Origin of the sequence: Domibacillus iocasae (assembly GCF_001750285.1) — a bacterium.
Classification (GTDB): Bacteria; Bacillota; Bacilli; order Bacillales; family Domibacillaceae; genus Domibacillus; species Domibacillus iocasae.
On record NZ_MAMP01000022.1, the window covers coordinates 256,523 to 273,362 of the forward strand.

Annotated in this window: 15 protein-coding genes; 13 read left to right on the forward strand and 2 right to left on the reverse strand. The window is 44.6% G+C overall.

Annotation, left to right across the window (positions count from 1 at the left end; all coding sequences use genetic code 11):
• Positions 1–10: 10 nt before the first annotated feature.
• Together BA724_RS12050 and BA724_RS12055 are read left to right on the forward strand one after the other, a co-directional pair.
• Entirely contained in the window at positions 11–427 is a 417-nt protein-coding gene (locus tag BA724_RS12050; RefSeq protein ID WP_069938912.1) for a deoxycytidylate deaminase, read from the forward strand.
• 14 nt (positions 428–441) lie between these two features.
• Positions 442–2,721 carry a DNA internalization-related competence protein ComEC/Rec2 gene (locus BA724_RS12055; RefSeq protein ID WP_069938913.1) on the forward strand — a complete coding sequence of 760 codons (2,280 nt, stop codon included), beginning with the start codon at positions 442–444 and terminating at the stop codon, positions 2,719–2,721.
• Positions 2,722–2,763: 42 nt separating this feature from the next.
• Here BA724_RS12055 and BA724_RS12060 read toward each other — a convergent pair whose 3' ends face one another.
• Entirely contained in the window at positions 2,764–2,895 is a 132-nt protein-coding gene (locus BA724_RS12060; protein ID WP_069938914.1) for a YqzM family protein, read from the reverse strand.
• Positions 2,896–3,203: 308 nt separating this feature from the next.
• Here BA724_RS12060 and holA point away from each other — a divergent pair, with 308 nt between their 5' ends.
• On the forward strand, positions 3,204–4,223 hold the full coding sequence (gene holA / locus BA724_RS12065; protein WP_069938915.1) for a DNA polymerase III subunit delta: 1,020 nt from the start codon (positions 3,204–3,206) through the stop codon (positions 4,221–4,223).
• Positions 4,224–4,403: 180 nt separating this feature from the next.
• Here holA and rpsT read toward each other — a convergent pair whose 3' ends face one another.
• Positions 4,404–4,658, reverse strand: coding sequence for a 30S ribosomal protein S20 (rpsT, locus tag BA724_RS12070; RefSeq protein ID WP_045851032.1), 255 nt, complete (start codon positions 4,656–4,658; stop codon positions 4,404–4,406).
• 180 nt (positions 4,659–4,838) lie between these two features.
• Here rpsT and gpr point away from each other — a divergent pair, with 180 nt between their 5' ends.
• The 10 genes from gpr to BA724_RS12120 all read left to right on the forward strand — a co-directional run bounded on the left by gpr (position 4,839) and on the right by BA724_RS12120 (position 16,839).
• Positions 4,839–5,840, forward strand: coding sequence for a GPR endopeptidase (gpr, locus tag BA724_RS12075; protein ID WP_069938916.1), 1,002 nt, complete (start codon positions 4,839–4,841; stop codon positions 5,838–5,840).
• Between the two features lie 59 nt (positions 5,841–5,899).
• Complete coding sequence (gene spoIIP, locus BA724_RS12080) at positions 5,900–6,994, forward strand: stage II sporulation protein P (protein ID WP_069938917.1); 1,095 nt, start codon at positions 5,900–5,902, stop codon at positions 6,992–6,994.
• Positions 6,995–7,085: 91 nt separating this feature from the next.
• Entirely contained in the window at positions 7,086–8,915 is a 1,830-nt protein-coding gene (gene lepA, locus BA724_RS12085; RefSeq protein WP_069938918.1) for a translation elongation factor 4, read from the forward strand.
• A gap of 58 nt (positions 8,916–8,973) precedes the next feature.
• Positions 8,974–10,110 (forward strand): radical SAM family heme chaperone HemW, encoded by a 1,137-nt coding sequence (gene hemW / locus BA724_RS12090; RefSeq protein ID WP_069938919.1) that lies wholly within the window; start codon positions 8,974–8,976, stop codon positions 10,108–10,110.
• Between the two features lie 89 nt (positions 10,111–10,199).
• Entirely contained in the window at positions 10,200–11,234 is a 1,035-nt protein-coding gene (gene hrcA, locus BA724_RS12095; protein WP_069939242.1) for a heat-inducible transcriptional repressor HrcA, read from the forward strand.
• Between the two features lie 31 nt (positions 11,235–11,265).
• Positions 11,266–11,832 (forward strand): nucleotide exchange factor GrpE, encoded by a 567-nt coding sequence (grpE, locus tag BA724_RS12100; protein ID WP_069938920.1) that lies wholly within the window; start codon positions 11,266–11,268, stop codon positions 11,830–11,832.
• A 39-nt stretch (positions 11,833–11,871) separates the two neighbouring features.
• Positions 11,872–13,704, forward strand: a complete 1,833-nt coding sequence (gene dnaK / locus BA724_RS12105; RefSeq protein ID WP_069938921.1) for a molecular chaperone DnaK — start codon at positions 11,872–11,874, stop codon at positions 13,702–13,704.
• Between the two features lie 278 nt (positions 13,705–13,982).
• A complete protein-coding gene (gene dnaJ, locus BA724_RS12110) occupies positions 13,983–15,107 on the forward strand; it encodes a molecular chaperone DnaJ (RefSeq protein ID WP_069939243.1) in 1,125 nt (374 codons plus the stop codon).
• Between the two features lie 24 nt (positions 15,108–15,131).
• The gene (gene prmA / locus BA724_RS12115; protein ID WP_069938922.1) at positions 15,132–16,076 is read left to right on the forward strand and encodes a 50S ribosomal protein L11 methyltransferase; all 945 of its coding nucleotides are present in this window, start codon (positions 15,132–15,134) and stop codon (positions 16,074–16,076) included.
• Positions 16,077–16,089: 13 nt separating this feature from the next.
• Complete coding sequence (locus BA724_RS12120) at positions 16,090–16,839, forward strand: 16S rRNA (uracil(1498)-N(3))-methyltransferase (RefSeq protein ID WP_069938923.1); 750 nt, start codon at positions 16,090–16,092, stop codon at positions 16,837–16,839.
• The last annotated feature ends 1 nt before the right edge of the window (position 16,840 follow it).

A 16,840-nucleotide genomic window follows, 5' to 3' on the forward strand; every position in this document is an offset into this window, starting at 1 on the left:
GGGTTTTGGAATGGAGAGAAAAAGCTGGGATGATTATTTTTTGAATATTGCGGACGTTGTCGCTACACGCTCAACCTGTAACCGGTTGAATGTCGGCTGTGTGATCGTAAAAGATAAACACATTGTATCAACCGGCTATAACGGCTCGATTCATGGGCATGAGCATTGCCAGGAAGCAGGCTGCCTATTATCTGATCAAGGACGGTGTATACGCTGTCTGCATGCGGAACTGAATGCAGTGCTCCATGCAGAGCGGGATAAGTTAAAAGGAGCTGCTGCGTACGTTACACATGAACCATGTGAAAATTGCGCGAAAACCCTTGCACAAGCCGGTGTGGCGCGTATTATTTATCGAAATGCTTATCCGAACAAATGGAACAGCCACTTTTTGAAAAATATTGAAGTCGTTCATATTCCCACAGAATAAAAGGACGGTGTTGTATGCCTTCTCTTCATATGAGCATTGCTGCCCTCTCGGCGATTTTGTTTGCTACACATGCACCGAAGCCTTTTGTGTTGCTGTTTTTTATGGCAGGAGGCATTTTGCTTTTTAACGTTCATTTAAATACGAGAATGTGGATGACCGGCACTTTTTTGTTGTTTTTTATGGCCGCGTCTATTTATGAATCACGCCATGAATCCGCTTTTACCGGTTTAGAAACGGAATGGACCGTTTCATTTAAAGAAGATTTGCGAATCGATGGAGATCGGTTGAATACAGATGTTGTAGAAGTATCTTCCAAAGAAGCTCTTAAACTGACATATCGGTTTCAATCAAAGGAGGAAAAAGAACTTCTGAATGAGAAGCTGGTGCCGGGCTTGACATGCCGTATTCAAGCAGAAGCAGCCCTTCCAAATGAAGCGAGAAATCCGGGGGAGTTTAACTATCGTTCCTATTTGGCGGCGGATGAGACCTTTTTTGTCTTAACGCCTAAAGAAATCTCTTTAGAGCAATGTGTAATGAATCGTTCACTCCGCTATCTGCCGGCAGCATGGCGTATCTCTGCGTTAAGCCGGATTAAGGAGTCCTTTCCGGCCCCGCTTTCTTCTGTGGCAGCTGCACTTCTGTTTGGCGACCGTTCCTCCGGTTCAGAAGAAGTGGATGAGGACTATGAACGCCTTGGCATTGTACATATCCTATCTATTTCCGGACTGCACGTTACGCTGTTGACTGGGCTTGTTTTTTACGTTTTGATCCGAGTAGGAATAACCCGAGAACGTACAAGACTGGTGCTTTTAGCTGTGCTGCCCCTGTACGCACTGCTCGCAGGTGCTTCTCCACCTGTTATTCGTGCCTGCTTAATGACAGGCGCCATTTTATTTGCTGCTTCTAGCAATATAAAGCTGCGCGCATCTTCTGCGCTTGGCATAGCTTTTTTAATCATGACACTTGTACATCCTTACAGTGTATTTCAAGCCGGTTTTCAGCTTTCGTTTCTCGTCACCTTTGCGCTTGTTTTATCATCGGGCGTTATTTTAAAAAGAGCCCGGAATGCGATTGAGCTATCATGGTTTGTCTCCATTTTGTCACAGCTTGCTGCGCTGCCGGTGCTGCTCGTTCATTTTGCAGAGTTATCAATTATTGCCCCTTTAGCTAACCTCATATTTGTACCGTTTTATTCACTTCTTATGCTGCCATCCTTGCTCCTGTTATTTTTTCTTTCCTTTTTTGTTCCGATTGCCTTTTTCGCCGGTCTTGCAAATGTGCTTTTAATAAAAATGGACAAGCTTGCCTCCATCATGGCGGATGCCCCATTTGCTGTGCTTGTGACAGGACAGCCCAATATGAAAACAGCGGTTATTCTCACTATTTTGTCAATTGGGTCCTTGTTGCTTTGGGAAATCACAAAAAGGATAAAAAGCAGTCTGATCATTTGCAGCCTTTTGCTGGCGGGCCTCATTGTTTCAAATCGTTATTCGTCAGAAGGGGAAGTCACATTTCTCGACGTCGGGCAGGGCGACAGCATTTTTATAAAACTGCCCTATAATCAAGGGACATATTTAATTGATACAGGCGGTCAGATGCCATTTGAAAAAGAGAAATGGACGGAGCGTCAAGGAGGATTTTCAGTTGGAAAAGATACGATCGTTCCGTTTTTAAAAAGAAAAGGCATAACAAAGCTGGATAAGCTGATTATTACCCATGCGGATTTTGATCATGCCGGTGCAGCAGCGGAAGTGCTTGAGAAAATTCCAGCAAAAGAAATCCTTATTTCACCGGGGTCAGGAGAAGTTGATGTGATGGCTGGCATTATCCGAACAGGCATAAAGGTTCGGGAAGGAGCTGAAGGAGAAAGCTGGCAGGCAGGGGATGCATTTTTTCAGTTTTTAGCACCAAATGACCGTGAGTATGAAGGCAATGACGATTCACTTGTCCTATATGCAAAAATTGGAGGAAAGACGTGGCTGTTTAATGGCGACCTGGAAGAAGAAGGAGAAAAAAAGCTTGTTAAACAATATAATCTTGATATTGACTGGCTGAAGGTTGGTCACCACGGAAGCAAAACATCTTCTTCCGTTCCATTCATTAAGGCAGTTAATCCGGAATTTGCGGTTATCTCAGCAGGTGTTAATAATCGCTACGGACATCCTCATAAAGAAGTAACCGATACACTGGCTAAAGAAGGTGTGAAAGTTTATCGCACAGATAAGCAAGGAGCGATTACGTTCAAATTTGACGGGGAAAAGAGTGAGATTAAAACAGTTATTCGATCCAAATAAAAATCCGCCTGTATGCGCAGGGCGGATTTTTCGTTCGATGCATCAGCCAACCAGCTGAATCACAGTGGCAAGAATGAACATCGTCGCAAAGAAGCCGAATGAAGCAATAAAGCCGACTCCAGAGTCTACTACATCGTTGCGTTTTGTTTGGACATTTTTTTCGAACTCGTTCACAACTACCCCTCCTATTTCATTAGGCCCGCGTGATATGGCTCGCGAAGACGTTACGGCAGGATGCCGTGTTCTTAGCCTTTGATCCGGGCCCACACGATGTGGGTCACGAAGGCGTTGCGGCAGGATGCCGTGTTCTTAGCCTTTGATCCTTCTAATTATAGTCAATGAAAGCGGAAAAATCCAGACTATGCAGCGTATTTAAGGAAAAGCAGCCACGGAATGTTCACATTTTAAAAAGAGCTGCTGCGTCTTGCGATTTGAGGCCGTTTTTTCTAAAATGAAAACAGAAAGAGAATGGAGTCGAGTAAATGGATGTATTAAAAGAATTAAAAAGCGGCCGGTTTCGATCTGTGTATTTGCTGTATGGGCCGGAGCAATATTTTATAGAAGAAGCACGTCAGCTGCTTTTGAATAACGCGTTGAACGGAGATGACACCGATTTAAATGTGACGTCATTTGATATGACAGAAGTGCCTGTGGATGCAGCCATCGAAGAAGCGGAAACACTGCCATTTCTCGGTGACCGTAAGCTTGTTTTCGTTCAAAATCCACTTTTTTTCACGGCCGAAAAATCGAAAATTGAGCATGATATAAAAAAATTAGAACAATATTTACATGATCCTGCTCCGTTTACCATTCTTGCTTTTCAAGGAAGATTTGAAAAATTGGATGAACGGAAAAAAATAACGAAACTAATAAAAAAGCAGGCGGGTGTGCTAGAAGCAAAACGTCCGGCAGAGAGGGACCTATCGGGCTGGATTAAAAGTAAAGCAGCAGAAGAAGGGGCAGTAATAGAAGATTCAGCCATTCAGCAGCTATTGGCGATTGCTGGTTTCCATTTATCGGTTCTTGCCATGGAAATTGCCAAGCTCGCTCTTCATGCCGGCGAAGGGAATGAAATAACGGAAGAACATGTAACGACTTTAACGGCGCGAACGCTTGAAAGTGATATTTTTCGTCTCGTGGACCGGCTTGTCACAGGCCATTTGCAGGAAGCGCTCCGGATTTATTATGACTTGATCCGGTTGAATGAAGAACCGTTAAAAATTTTAGCGGTCGTTGCGGGCCAGTTCAGACTTATTTATCAAGTAAAAGAATTAACGAAAAAAGGGTATGGGCAGCAGCAAATAGCCGGCCAGCTGAAGGTGCATCCATTTCGCGTGAAAATAGCGGGAAATCAAGCGCGGGCTTTTTCTGAAAGTCAGCTCGCGGTGGTTATGCAGATGCTTGCCGAATGTGATTATGAAATGAAAAGCAGCGGCATGGAAAAGAAAATGATCATTGAATTGTTTTTCTTCCGTCTGCAGACACTGATGAAGACAAAATAAAAAAAGTGTCCATAACGGACACTTTTTTTATTAAGAAAGGACAAAGCTTTAGACGTTGTCCAGCTCCAGGCACCATCGGCTCGAAGTCATAAGCCAAGCCCTTCTGAAGGCAAGAAGCGCCTCCGTCAGTGCTCGTCTTATGCTTGTCGCCGATAAACCGGCGCCTTGCGCTTTTCTTTATTAGTTAGCCAGCTTTTTCATAAGACGGCTTTTTTGACGGTTCGCAGCGTTTTTGTGGATAAGGCCTTTTGCTGCAGCTTTATCTAGTTTGCTGACTGCTTGTACAAGCAATTCTTTTGCGTTTTCGTCATTATTAGCAGCTGCTGTTTCGAACTTTTTCACTGCGCTGCGCATAGCTGATTTAGCTTGCGTGTTGCGTGCTGAACGAATTTGAGCAGTTTTTGTGCGTTTGATGGCAGATTTAATATTTGGCATTTACTGTCACCTCCTAAAATGGATCGAACTTTTATTCGTACCCGATTATCAATCATTATTGAATTAAGCAACAAGAAGTATTTTAGCAAAGGAAGAAAAGAAATGCAATAGGAATTAGGTGTAAAGGAATAAACTTTTACACTCATGGGCAAACTGTGAAAAAAATGGAGGGTGAAACGAATGGAAAAATGGTCGCCACGCACCGATCTAGCAATCGAGTCCGCTTTAATTGCTGAACAGCAAAATGGCGGTAAAGTCGAAGGAATCACAATAAAAGAAGAAGAGAAAGAAGAAACGAAAGTGACGACAGTCGAAATCTCAGAAGAAGCAGAGAGGATAACCGGAAGAAAAGCGGGACATTATGTAACAATCGAATCCACTGATTTGCGTGGATCGGATTCATCGCGCCATGCGGCGATCAGCCGGGTTGTCGCAGAGGAAATTCGATTATTTATAGAAGGAGCAGGACTATCAAAGGATGCTTCCTGCTTAATTGCCGGACTTGGGAATGACCTCATTACACCGGATTCACTTGGTCCGCGTGTAACAGACCGGCTCATTGTTACCAATCATTTATTTAAGCTGCACCCCGAACACGTCCAAACCGGCTATCGTCCAGTCAGTGCGATTTCTCCTGGAGTCATGGGGATGACGGGCATTGAAACGGGAGATATTTTACTCGGATTGATCGAGCGTGAGAAGCCGGATTTCTTGATCGTCATTGATGCACTCGCGTCCCGTTCAATTGAACGGCTGAACGCGACTATTCAAATGACCGATGCCGGCATTCAGCCGGGTGCCGGCATTGGAAACCGGCGAAAAGAAATTAGCCGTCATACAGCGGGTATTCCTGTTATTGCCATCGGAATTCCAACGGTCATTGATGCATCAACCGTTACACGTGATGCTGTGGAAATGGTGATGAAGCATTTACAAGAAAAAAGCGGCCGGGAGGATGACAGTTGGAAACGGTCGTTTTTAGGAAATATCGGACTGCTCGATGAAAATGAAAAACATCAATTGATTAATGATGTTTTAACACCAGCCGGCTTAAATATGATCGTGACCCCAAAAGAAGCTGATTTGTTTATTCATGGAGCAGCAGCGATTGTTTCCAGTGCATTGAACGAGGCGCTTCACGACCGTCCGCCGGAAGAAACACGCTCTTTTTTTGCAGGCTGAAATAATGGTCTGCTTTTTTATTTTGTGCATAAGGTAAAAGGACAAGAGTTAAAAAGGGGATGGCGACGATCCTTTGGCACAAAAAAAAGCAGACACCATTTTGGCTTGTTCCGGCTTATGCCTGTTTAGTTGTTATGCCGCTTTGGACAGCGGGATTTTTAACAGTGATGCCGTTTTCTTATCACTTTGCTTCTGAATCCATGAGCCGGGCCGCGGCTGAAATTCCAGCCGCTTCTTTTTATGAGCTTCTTCACATTGAAAACCATGCGTTTCGTTCTGTCGCGACACCGGAGCAAAGCACCCTCGGATGGGCAGATGCCGCTTTTCAGTCCGCTGCCGGCATCAGTTTGCGTGATCCGCGGACGTTTCTTGGCAAAGAACTGCCAGGCTTTTCGATTTATGACGGTCAAATTTTAATTGCCGGGGAAGGAACCGATTATACCACGATGCCGGTTGAATCAAATGAGCCAGATGATCTCCCGGTCCCTGAAGCACCGGATGCAGAACCAAAAAAGCCTGAAACCGGTACGCCGGCAATAGAAGAAAAAGAAGTGCTTCTCTACTTCACACACACATCGGAGTCCTTCACACCAAAAAATGGACAAGACCCTGTGAATATTACGGAAGTGGGTACGATGATTGCGAAAAATTTAGAATCAAAAGGGATTGGTGTTTCCATAAACAAAACAGATATTGGCGCACTGCTCAAAAAAAAAGGGAAAAAGTACAGTGCTTCGTATGAAGAATCCCGGGCGGTCGTGGCTGCTGTTCAAAAAAGTGAGCCGACTTTATCCTATCTTGTCGACATTCATCGTGACTCCCAAGGAAAATCAATTACAACAGCTAAACTAAACGGTCAGGCAATGGCGAAAACCGTTTTTGTTGTTGGTGGTGAACATCCTGGGTATGAAGAAAATGCCCGCTTTGCATCAGCGCTCCACAAGCTTTTTGAACAATATTATCCCGGTCTTTCGCGTGGCGTTATCGTTAAATCCGGCAGTCAGACGAACGGGAAATTTAATCAGGATTTATCAAATCGGGCGATGCTCATTGAAATGGGCGGCGTTGAAAATACCCGTGAAGAACTCGAACGGAGCGCGGCTGCTTTTGCGGATATATTAGCCCGTTTTATCAAATCGGAGCAAAATGACTAACCTGGTTGTTTAATGTTCGTTGTCAATTGCATAGTGCGCTGATATAATCACAATAGTATATATGTGCCGATAAACAGGAGTGAACATTGACATGAACAACAACGACCGACTAGAACGGCAGGAGCGTATTCGTAATTTCTCGATCATTGCCCACATTGATCACGGGAAATCAACACTCGCAGACCGTATTTTAGAACAGACGAAAGCATTGACTGCGCGTGAAATGAAAAGCCAGCTTCTTGATTCAATGGATCTTGAACGGGAGCGGGGCATTACAATTAAATTAAATGCTGTGCAGCTCAATTACACCGCAAAAGATGGACAGGAATATATTTTTCATTTAATTGATACACCAGGGCACGTCGATTTTACGTATGAAGTATCAAGAAGTCTTGCTGCGTGTGAAGGGGCGATTCTTGTCGTGGACGCTGCGCAGGGTATTGAAGCGCAGACGCTTGCAAACGTCTATTTGGCACTTGATAACAACCTTGAAATCTTGCCGGTAATCAACAAAATTGATTTGCCGGCTGCAGAACCGGAGCGTGTCAGGAAAGAAGTAGAAGAGGTCATTGGCCTTGATGCTTCAGAAGCGGTGCTGGCTTCCGCCAAAGCCGGTATCGGCATCGAAGACATTTTGGAACAGATCGTTGAAAAAGTACCTGCGCCGACGGGAGATCCGGATAGCCCGCTCAAAGCTTTGATTTTTGACTCGATCTATGATGCGTATCGTGGCGTTATTGCCTATATCCGCGTTGTGGATGGCACGGTCAAAGTTGGTGATAAAGTGAAAATGATGGCGACCGGGAAAGAATTTGAAGTAACTGAAATCGGTGTTTTCACACCGAAAACGACGCAGCGAACAGAATTAACAGTCGGCGATGTTGGCTACCTGGCCGCTGCGATTAAAACCGTCGGGGATACACAGGTCGGGGATACGATTACGTTGGCGAAAAACAGCGCTACTGAAGCGCTTGCCGGCTACCGGAAATTAAATCCGATGGTATATTGCGGCCTGTACCCAATCGATTCCTCTAAATATAATGATTTGCGGGATGCACTTGAAAAGCTTGAATTAAATGACTCGGCTCTTCAATATGAACCGGAAACATCCCAGGCACTTGGTTTTGGTTTCCGCTGCGGCTTCCTTGGCCTTCTCCATATGGAAATCATTCAAGAACGCATTGAGCGTGAATTTAAAATTGATTTAATTACGACAGCACCGAGTGTTATTTACCAGGTGACAATGACAGATGGTGAAGAGCTTCGCATTGATAACCCGTCTGATATGCCTGATCCACAAAAAATCGGCCATGTTGAAGAACCATACGTAAAAGCATCCATTATCGTGCCGAACGATTATGTAGGAGCGGTAATGGAGCTTGCTCAAGGAAAACGTGGCATTTTTATCGATATGCAATATCTCGATACGAACCGGGTCAGTGTTGTATACGAAATGCCGTTGTCTGAAATCGTCTATGATTTCTTCGATCAGTTAAAATCAAGTACAAAAGGCTATGCCTCGTTTGACTATGAATTAATTGGCTATAAGCAATCAAAGCTTATGAAAATGGATATTTTGCTAAATGCGGAAACCGTTGATGCGTTAAGCTTTATCGTTCACCGTGATTTTGCGTACGAGCGTGGAAAGGTTATCGTTGAAAAACTGAAAGAGCTTATTCCTCGCCAGCAGTTCGAAGTTCCGATTCAAGCGGCGATCGGCAACAAAATTGTCGCCCGGTCCACAATTAAAGCGATGCGTAAAAACGTTTTGGCCAAATGTTATGGAGGGGATATTTCCCGAAAACGAAAGCTGCTTGAAAAGCAAAAAGAAGGAAAAAAGCGCATGAAGCAGGTCGGCTCAGTCGAAGTGCCTCAGGAAGCCTTTATGGCTGTTTTGAAAATGGACGATCCGAAGAAATAACAAGAAGGTGCCCGATCCCGGGCACCTTTCCTTTATGTATAGAAAGGCGTGAACGAACGTGACAAACGCAGCTTATATTCACATTCCATTTTGCCATCATATTTGTCACTACTGTGATTTTAATAAAGTATTTATGAAAAACCAGCCGGTGGAACAATATTTACACTGCCTCGACCGGGAAATGGGCATGGCAGAATCCGCCGCCGGATACAAATCTATTTTCGTAGGAGGCGGCACACCGACGTCGCTCAATGCGCAGCAGCTGTCTTTTTTAGTCGAATCTATTCGTCACAGGCTTCCACAGCTGCCAAATACGGAATACACCTTTGAAGCAAATCCGGGCGATTTAACATTGGAGAAATTACGCATCTTAAAAGAAGGGGGCGTCAACCGCCTTAGCATTGGCGTGCAATCATTTAATGAGGCCCACTTAAAGCGCATCGGCCGCACTCACACAAAGGAAGATGTCTTGCGAACCGTTCGTGACGCGGAAAAAGCCGGTTTTGATAACTTGAGTATTGATTTAATTTACGGTTTGCCGGAACAGACGGTGGAAGACGCGGCGGATACGGTTAAGCAGGCGCTTGCACTTGGTTTGCCGCACTATTCAGCGTATTCGCTGATTATTGAACCAAAAACGGTTTTTTACAACTTAATGGCAAAAGGAAAGCTGCCGCTTCCGAAAGAGGAATCCGAAGCTGATATGTACGAAGCAGTCATGGGGGAAATGGCGGCAGGCGGCCTTCATCAATATGAAATCAGCAATTTTGCGCGTCCGGGGTTTGAAAGCCTCCATAATTTAACATATTGGAACAACAATGAATATTATGGATTTGGCGCCGGCGCACACGGGTATGTAAATGGGGAAAGATATGCAAACTTTGGTCCGTTAAAAAAATATATGGAGCCTCTTGAACGTGCCCAGTGGCCGCATATAACAAACCAAAAAGTGACGAAACGAGAACAGATGGAAGAAGAAATGTTCCTTGGTCTTCGGAAAATGGAGGGCGTATCCATTTCATCATTCGAAAGAAAATACAATGAAAATCCGCTGTGCCTTTTTCATGAGGCAGTTGAAGAAATGACAGGCCGAAAACTGCTTGAAATAAAAGAGGATTTCATTCGTCTTACTCATAGCGGGAAGTTTTTGGGGAATGAAGTTTTTCAATCTTTTTTAATTCAACCGGAAATGTGAGCGTACTCGTTGACAGACAAACAGGATTTTGATAATTTAAATGTAGATTTAGCACTCGAATAGAAAGAGTGCTAACAGAGGTGATGAATGTGCTGACAGATCGCCAACTTTTCATCTTGCAAATTATTATTGATGACTTTATTCGCTCGGCTCAGCCGGTCGGGTCACGCAACCTTGCCAAGAAGGATGATGTTTCGTACAGTCCAGCTACGATTCGAAATGAAATGGCAGATCTTGAAGAAATGGGATTTTTAGAAAAAACGCATACGTCATCCGGACGTGTCCCATCTGAAAAAGGATACCGATATTATGTGGATCACTTGCTGTCGCCAGGGTCACTTCGGCGCAGCGAACGGACGGCGATTCATTCTGTTTTTGCTGACCGGCAGGAAGGGCTTGAGAAAGCTGTTCAAAATGCAGCGACTATTTTGTCGGAACTGACCAGCTACACATCGATTGTCCTTGGCCCAAAATTTAATGATCACAAAGTAAAGAGTTTGCAAATCATTCCAATTGATGCTCAATCCGCCGTGTCCATTATCGTAACGGATACGGGGCACGTTGAAAACAAGATTTTTTCATTGCCGGAAGGAATTGAACCGGCAGACATTGAAAAAATGGTCAATATTTTAAATGATCGGCTGACCGGTGTTCCGCTGTCAGAACTTCGCCAAAAAATTTACAAAGAAACAACTGAGTTAATGAGACGTCATCTTCACAATTACGAAGCTGTGCTGCATATGTTTGCGGAAGCATCCGGCGGTTCGCCGATCGGTAAGCTGTTTATCGGGGGCAAAACAAATATTTTTAATCAGCCGGAATTTCGTGATATCGAAAAAGTGCGCCTTGTCATGGACATGATGGAAAAAGAACATGATATGTATGAGCTGATCCGGCCGACTGAAGCGGGCGTGCAGGTGAAGATTGGAACGGAAAATGCAGAGCAGGCAATGGAAGACTGCAGTTTAATTACTGCCTCATACTCCGTCGGTGATGAGCCGGTTGGCACCATTGCCATTCTCGGTCCGAAACGGATGGAGTATTCTCGTGTTATTACACTTGTTGATTTTTTAAGTCATGACATGACGAATGTACTAACACGTCTTTATAATACAAGAACGTAAATTGATGACTGAAATGTTGGAGGTGGCATCAATGGCAGAAGAACAAAAGCCATTGACAGAAGAAAAGCCGGCTGATCAAACGGCGTCTTCTGAAGAAGAAAATGGGTCTGTGGAAACGGAAGAAACGATTATTGAAGAAGTAATGGAAGAATCAAAAGAAGAACAGCTTCAAAAGCAGCTGGATGAATCTGAAGACCGCTACTTGCGCCTGCGGGCGGATTTTGATAATTTCCGGCGCCGGGCGAACCTTGACCGAGAAGCGATAGAAAAATATCGCGCACAAAAGTTGGTAACCGAACTTTTGCCGGTGCTTGATAATTTTGAACGGGCGCTGCAAGTAACGCCTGAACACGATGAAACAAAATCGGTGCTTCAAGGCATGGAAATGGTCTACAAAACACTTGTAACGGCTCTTGAAGGAGAAGGGGTCGAAACAATTGAAACGGTCGGCAAGCCGTTTGACCCGACTGTTCATCAAGCCGTTATGACGGACAGCGATGAATCAGCAGAACCGAATTCGGTTTTAGCTGAGCTTCAAAAAGGATATAAACTAAAAGACCGGGTAATCCGCCCGTCTATGGTAAAAGTGAATCAATAATATTTTGATAAGCAATGATTTCAGGAGGGAACTTTAAAGATGAGTAAAATTATCGGTATCGACCTTGGAACAACAAACTCTTGCGTAGCAGTACTTGAAGGTGGAGAAGCGAAAGTCATTCCAAATCCGGAAGGCAATCGTACAACGCCGTCTGTTGTCGCATTTAAAAATGAAGAGCGCCAGGTAGGGGAAGTGGCAAAACGCCAGGCGATCACAAATCCGAATACCATTATTTCGATTAAGCGTCATATGGGAACAAACCATAAAGAAACAATCGATGGAAAAGAGTATTCACCGCAAGAGATTTCAGCGATGATTTTGCAGCATTTAAAAGCATATGCGGAAGATTACCTCGGCGAAAAAGTCGATAAAGCGGTTATTACTGTACCGGCTTACTTTAACGATGCAGAACGTCAGGCTACAAAAGATGCTGGTAAAATTGCCGGTCTTGAAGTAGAGCGTATCATTAATGAGCCGACGGCAGCAGCGCTTGCATACGGCATGGATAAAACAGACCAGGACCAAACGATTCTCGTGTACGACCTTGGTGGCGGTACATTTGACGTGTCTATTCTTGAACTTGGCGATGGTGTCTTTGAAGTACTTTCAACTGCCGGTGATAACCGTCTGGGCGGGGATGATTTTGATGAAGTGATCATCGATTATCTTGTCAATGAATTCAAAAAGGACAACGGCATCGACTTGTCAAAAGACAAAATGGCTATGCAGCGTTTGAAAGATGCAGCAGAAAAAGCGAAAAAAGACTTGTCTGGTGTGACATCAACGCAAATTTCACTTCCATTTATTACAGCAGGAGATGCAGGGCCGCTTCATCTTGAAACAACATTGTCACGCGCAAAGTTTGATGAGTTGTCATCAAACCTTGTTGAACGCACAATGGGTCCTGTCCGCCAAGCACTTCAAGATGCGGGTAAATCAAATGCAGAAATTGATAAAGTAATTCTTGTTGGGGGTTCTACGCGGATTCCAGCTGTACAAGAAGCAATTAAAAAGCAAACAGGCCAAGAACCGCACAAAGGCGTGAATCCGGATGAGGTCGTTGCGATGGGAGCAGCGATTCAAGGCGGCGTATTGACAGGCGATGTGAAAGACGTTGTTCTTCTTGATGTTACACCACTTTCACTTGGAATTGAAACAATGGGCGGCGTGTTCACAAAGCTGATTGACCGTAACACAACGATTCCAACTTCGAAGTCGCAAGTATTCTCAACAGCTGCAGATAATCAGCCTGCTGTTGATATTCATGTGCTTCAAGGGGAACGACCAATGTCAGCAGATAACAAAACACTTGGCCGTTTCCAGCTTACAGATATTCCGCCAGCACCGCGCGGAGTACCGCAAATTGAAGTAACATTTGATATTGATAAAAATGGTATCGTAAATGTAAAAGCAAAAGACCTTGGTACACAAAAAGAGCAGGCGATTACAATTCAATCTTCATCTGGTCTTTCTGATGAAGAAATCGAACGCATGGTAAAAGAAGCTGAGGAAAATGCGGATGCTGACAAGCAGCGCAAAGAAGAGGTAGAGCTTCGCAACGAAGCGGACCAGCTTGTATTCACAACAGAAAAAACAGTGAAAGAACTTGAAGGCAAAGCTGATGAAGCAGAACTTCAAAAAGCGACAGAAGCGAAAGATGCCTTGAAAGAAGCGATTGAAAAAGGCGATCTTGAGGACATCCGTTCAAAACGGGATGCATTGAACGAAATCGTGCAAGCTTTATCTATGAAGCTGTATGAAGAAGCAGCAAAAGCTGCCCAGGAACAGCAAGGAGCAGAAGGCGCACCAAAAGATGATGGTGTGGTTGATGCGGAATTTGAAGAAGTCGACGATTCAAAAGATAAAAACTAAGCACGAGCTACACGAAAAAGTCAAAGTCAGCGGTTTTCCGGCTTTGGCTTTTTTCGTGAAACAATTTACCATCAAAAGGCCGATGTATGTTAAAATAGCGGTTATGTGAATGAAGTGAATCTTCCACAAGAGGGGCTGTATCACCTACTGATGGTTAGATGAACAAATCGGGCTTTTACAGGCAGTTTGATCCCCCAGCCGATCTTCGTTGGCTTCCTCAGAATTTTGAGGCGGGAGTCTTACTGCCTGTTAATGCGGGAAAAACGGGAGTGAAAATGGTGAGTAAACGGGATTATTATGATGTGTTAGGCGTTCAGAAAAGTGCGTCTAAAGACGAAATTAAAAAAGCGTACCGGAAACTGTCAAAAAAATATCATCCAGATATTAATAAAGAGCCCGGTGCAGATGAAAAATTCAAAGAAATTTCTGAAGCATACGAAGTGTTGAGCGATGATTCGAAAAAAGCACAATATGATCAATTTGGCCATGCAGGTCCTCAGCAGGGCGGTTTTGGCGGCGGTGGATTCTCTGGTTTTGGCGGCGGATTCGACGACATTTTCAGCACATTTTTCGGTGGCGGCGGTGGCGGGCGCAGACGTGATCCGAATGCGCCCCGTCAAGGAGACGATCTTCAGTATACAATGGTATTGTCTTTTGAAGAAGCCGTATTCGGCGTAGAAAAAGATATTACGATTCCAAAAGAAGAAGAATGCGGCACATGCCATGGCAGCGGTGCAAAGCCAGGGACATCTCCTGAAACGTGCTCGCACTGTGGCGGTGCAGGCCAAGTAAACGTAGAGCAAAACACACCATTTGGCCGTGTGGCGACACGCCGCACATGCCATCATTGCAGTGGTACAGGTAAAATCATTAAAGAAAAATGTTCGACATGTGGCGGTGATGGCCGTGTGACGAAAAACAAGACAATTAATGTGAAAGTACCAGCGGGCATTGATGAAGGCCAGCAGATTCGTTTGTCCGGACAAGGTGAAGCCGGCGTAAATGGCGGGCCGGCGGGTGATTTGTACATTGTTTTCCGTGTGCGGGAACATGAATTGTTTGAACGGGATGGCGATGATATCTATTGCGAAATGCCAATTACATTTGTTCAAGCAACACTCGGTGATGAAATTGAAGTGCCGACCGTTCACGGCAAAGTGAAGCTGAAAGTTCCAGCAGGTACACAAAGCGGAACGAGATTCCGTCTACGCGGCAAGGGCGTTGCAAATGTCAGAGGTTTCGGAACTGGCGACCAGCACGTTCACGTTAAAGTGATTACACCGGTTAATTTAAACGAAAAGCAAAAGCAGCTTCTTCGCGAGTTTGCAGAAGTAAGCGGTGAACAGCCAAGCGAAGAAGATGGTTTTTTCGATAAAGTAAAACGCGCGCTCAAGCGTGATTAAACGGCATGATAGGAGCTGGCACAAATGAAGTGGTCAGAAATTTGCATTGAAACCGTAAACGATGCAGTCGAGCCAATTTCGAATATTTTACATGAAGCTGGTGCAAGCGGCGTTGTCATTGAAGACCGTGCTGAACTGGACAAAAAACGAGAAGGCGGCCTTTTTGGCGAATTGTACGAGTTGAATCCAAATGATTACCCGGAGGAAGGTGTGGCCGTCAAAGCGTATTTGCCGGTAAACAGCTTTTTGCAGGAAACGGTTGACGATATCACAGCGGCTGTGAAAAATTTGTCTGTTTATCAAATTGATATCGGTCAATTAAAGGTTTCGGTTAGTGAAGTTCATGAAGAAGACTGGGCGACCGCGTGGAAACAATATTATAACCCGGTCAAAATTTCTGAAAAATTCACGATTGTTCCCACATGGGAGGATTATGAACCTTTTTCAACAGATGAACTAATCATTGAACTAGACCCGGGCATGGCGTTTGGGACGGGCACTCATCCGACAACGGTTATGTGCTTGCAGGCACTTGAACGGTTTGTAAAGCCAAATCAACACGTTGTCGATGTTGGCACCGGCTCTGGTGTGTTAGCCATTGGCGCCGCACTGCTTGGCGCTTCCCGTGTTACAGCGCTTGATTTGGATGAAGTAGCGGTGTCGGCAGCTCGTCAAAACGTTGCGTTAAATCATGCCGAAAACATTGTCTCTGTTTCCAAAAACAATTTGATTGATGGAATTGATGATCAGCCTGACGTGGTTGTATCGAACATTTTAGCGGAAGTAATCATTTCTTTTACAGGTGACGTTACCTCGATTCTGCGGCCGGGCGGGTTTTTCATCGCATCAGGGATCATCGGCCAGAAAAAAGACGATGTTCGCAAAGCGATGACAGACGCTGGCTTATTTATCGCTGAAACGGTTGTCATGGAAGATTGGGTATGCATCGTCGGCAAAAAAGCGGAATAATCGAGGTGCAAAGATGCAGCGATATTTTTTAACAAACGAGCAGGATGAACAAAATATCATATTTTCAAAAGAAGATATCCATCATATCCGACGTGTTATGCGTATGAAAGAAGGCGATCATGTCTATGCTGTTTTTCCAGATGGAAGGGCGGCTGTAGTTGTATTGTCCAGCGTAACGGATACATCTGTTAGTGCGAAAGTAGAAGAATGGCTCGCTCAGTCATCTGAATTGCCGGTAGAAGTTGTCCTGGCGTGTGGTCTTGTGAAAGGCGATAAATTCGATTATATTATACAAAAAGGAACAGAACTCGGCGCTGCCGGGTTTGTTCCATTTGAAGCCGAACGTTCGATTGTAAAATGGGACCTTAAAAAAGGAGCCAAAAAAATAGAACGGTGGCAAAAGATTGCTAAAGAAGCAGCGGAACAGTCTCATCGAAATCGGATTCCGGCTGTGGCAGAGCCGATGTCCGTTACACAAATTATCGAGCATGGAAACATGTTTGATGTAAAACTGTTTGCTTATGAAGAAACGGCTAAATCCGGGGAAATGCCTGCTTTTTATGAAGCAGTCAGCGGCTTAGCATCCGGTGGACGAATGCTTGCTGTTACCGGACCCGAAGGTGGATTTTCGGAAAAAGAAGCCGCTCAGCTGCGGGGAGCCGGCTTTATTCCATGCGCGCTTGGTCCGAGAATTTTGCGGGCGGAAACAGCACCTTTGTATGTGCTGTCAGCAGTTTCTTTTTACTTAGAATTGAAGAGGTGAT

Bases quoted from the DNA above. Each gene is read 5' to 3' on its own strand.
- BA724_RS12050 (WP_069938912.1), top strand. From the start codon at position 11: ATGGAGAGAAAAAGCTGGGATGATTATTTTTTGAATATTGCGGACGTT.
- BA724_RS12055 (WP_069938913.1), top strand. From the start codon at position 442: ATGCCTTCTCTTCATATGAGCATTGCTGCCCTCTCGGCGATTTTGTTT.
- holA (WP_069938915.1), top strand. From the start codon at position 3,204: ATGGATGTATTAAAAGAATTAAAAAGCGGCCGGTTTCGATCTGTGTAT.
- rpsT (WP_045851032.1), bottom strand. From the start codon at position 4,658: ATGCCAAATATTAAATCTGCCATCAAACGCACAAAAACTGCTCAAATT.
- gpr (WP_069938916.1), top strand. From the start codon at position 4,839: ATGGAAAAATGGTCGCCACGCACCGATCTAGCAATCGAGTCCGCTTTA.
- spoIIP (WP_069938917.1), top strand. From the start codon at position 5,900: ATGGCGACGATCCTTTGGCACAAAAAAAAGCAGACACCATTTTGGCTT.
- lepA (WP_069938918.1), top strand. From the start codon at position 7,086: ATGAACAACAACGACCGACTAGAACGGCAGGAGCGTATTCGTAATTTC.
- grpE (WP_069938920.1), top strand. From the start codon at position 11,266: ATGGCAGAAGAACAAAAGCCATTGACAGAAGAAAAGCCGGCTGATCAA.
- dnaK (WP_069938921.1), top strand. From the start codon at position 11,872: ATGAGTAAAATTATCGGTATCGACCTTGGAACAACAAACTCTTGCGTA.
- prmA (WP_069938922.1), top strand. From the start codon at position 15,132: ATGAAGTGGTCAGAAATTTGCATTGAAACCGTAAACGATGCAGTCGAG.
- BA724_RS12120 (WP_069938923.1), top strand. From the start codon at position 16,090: ATGCAGCGATATTTTTTAACAAACGAGCAGGATGAACAAAATATCATA.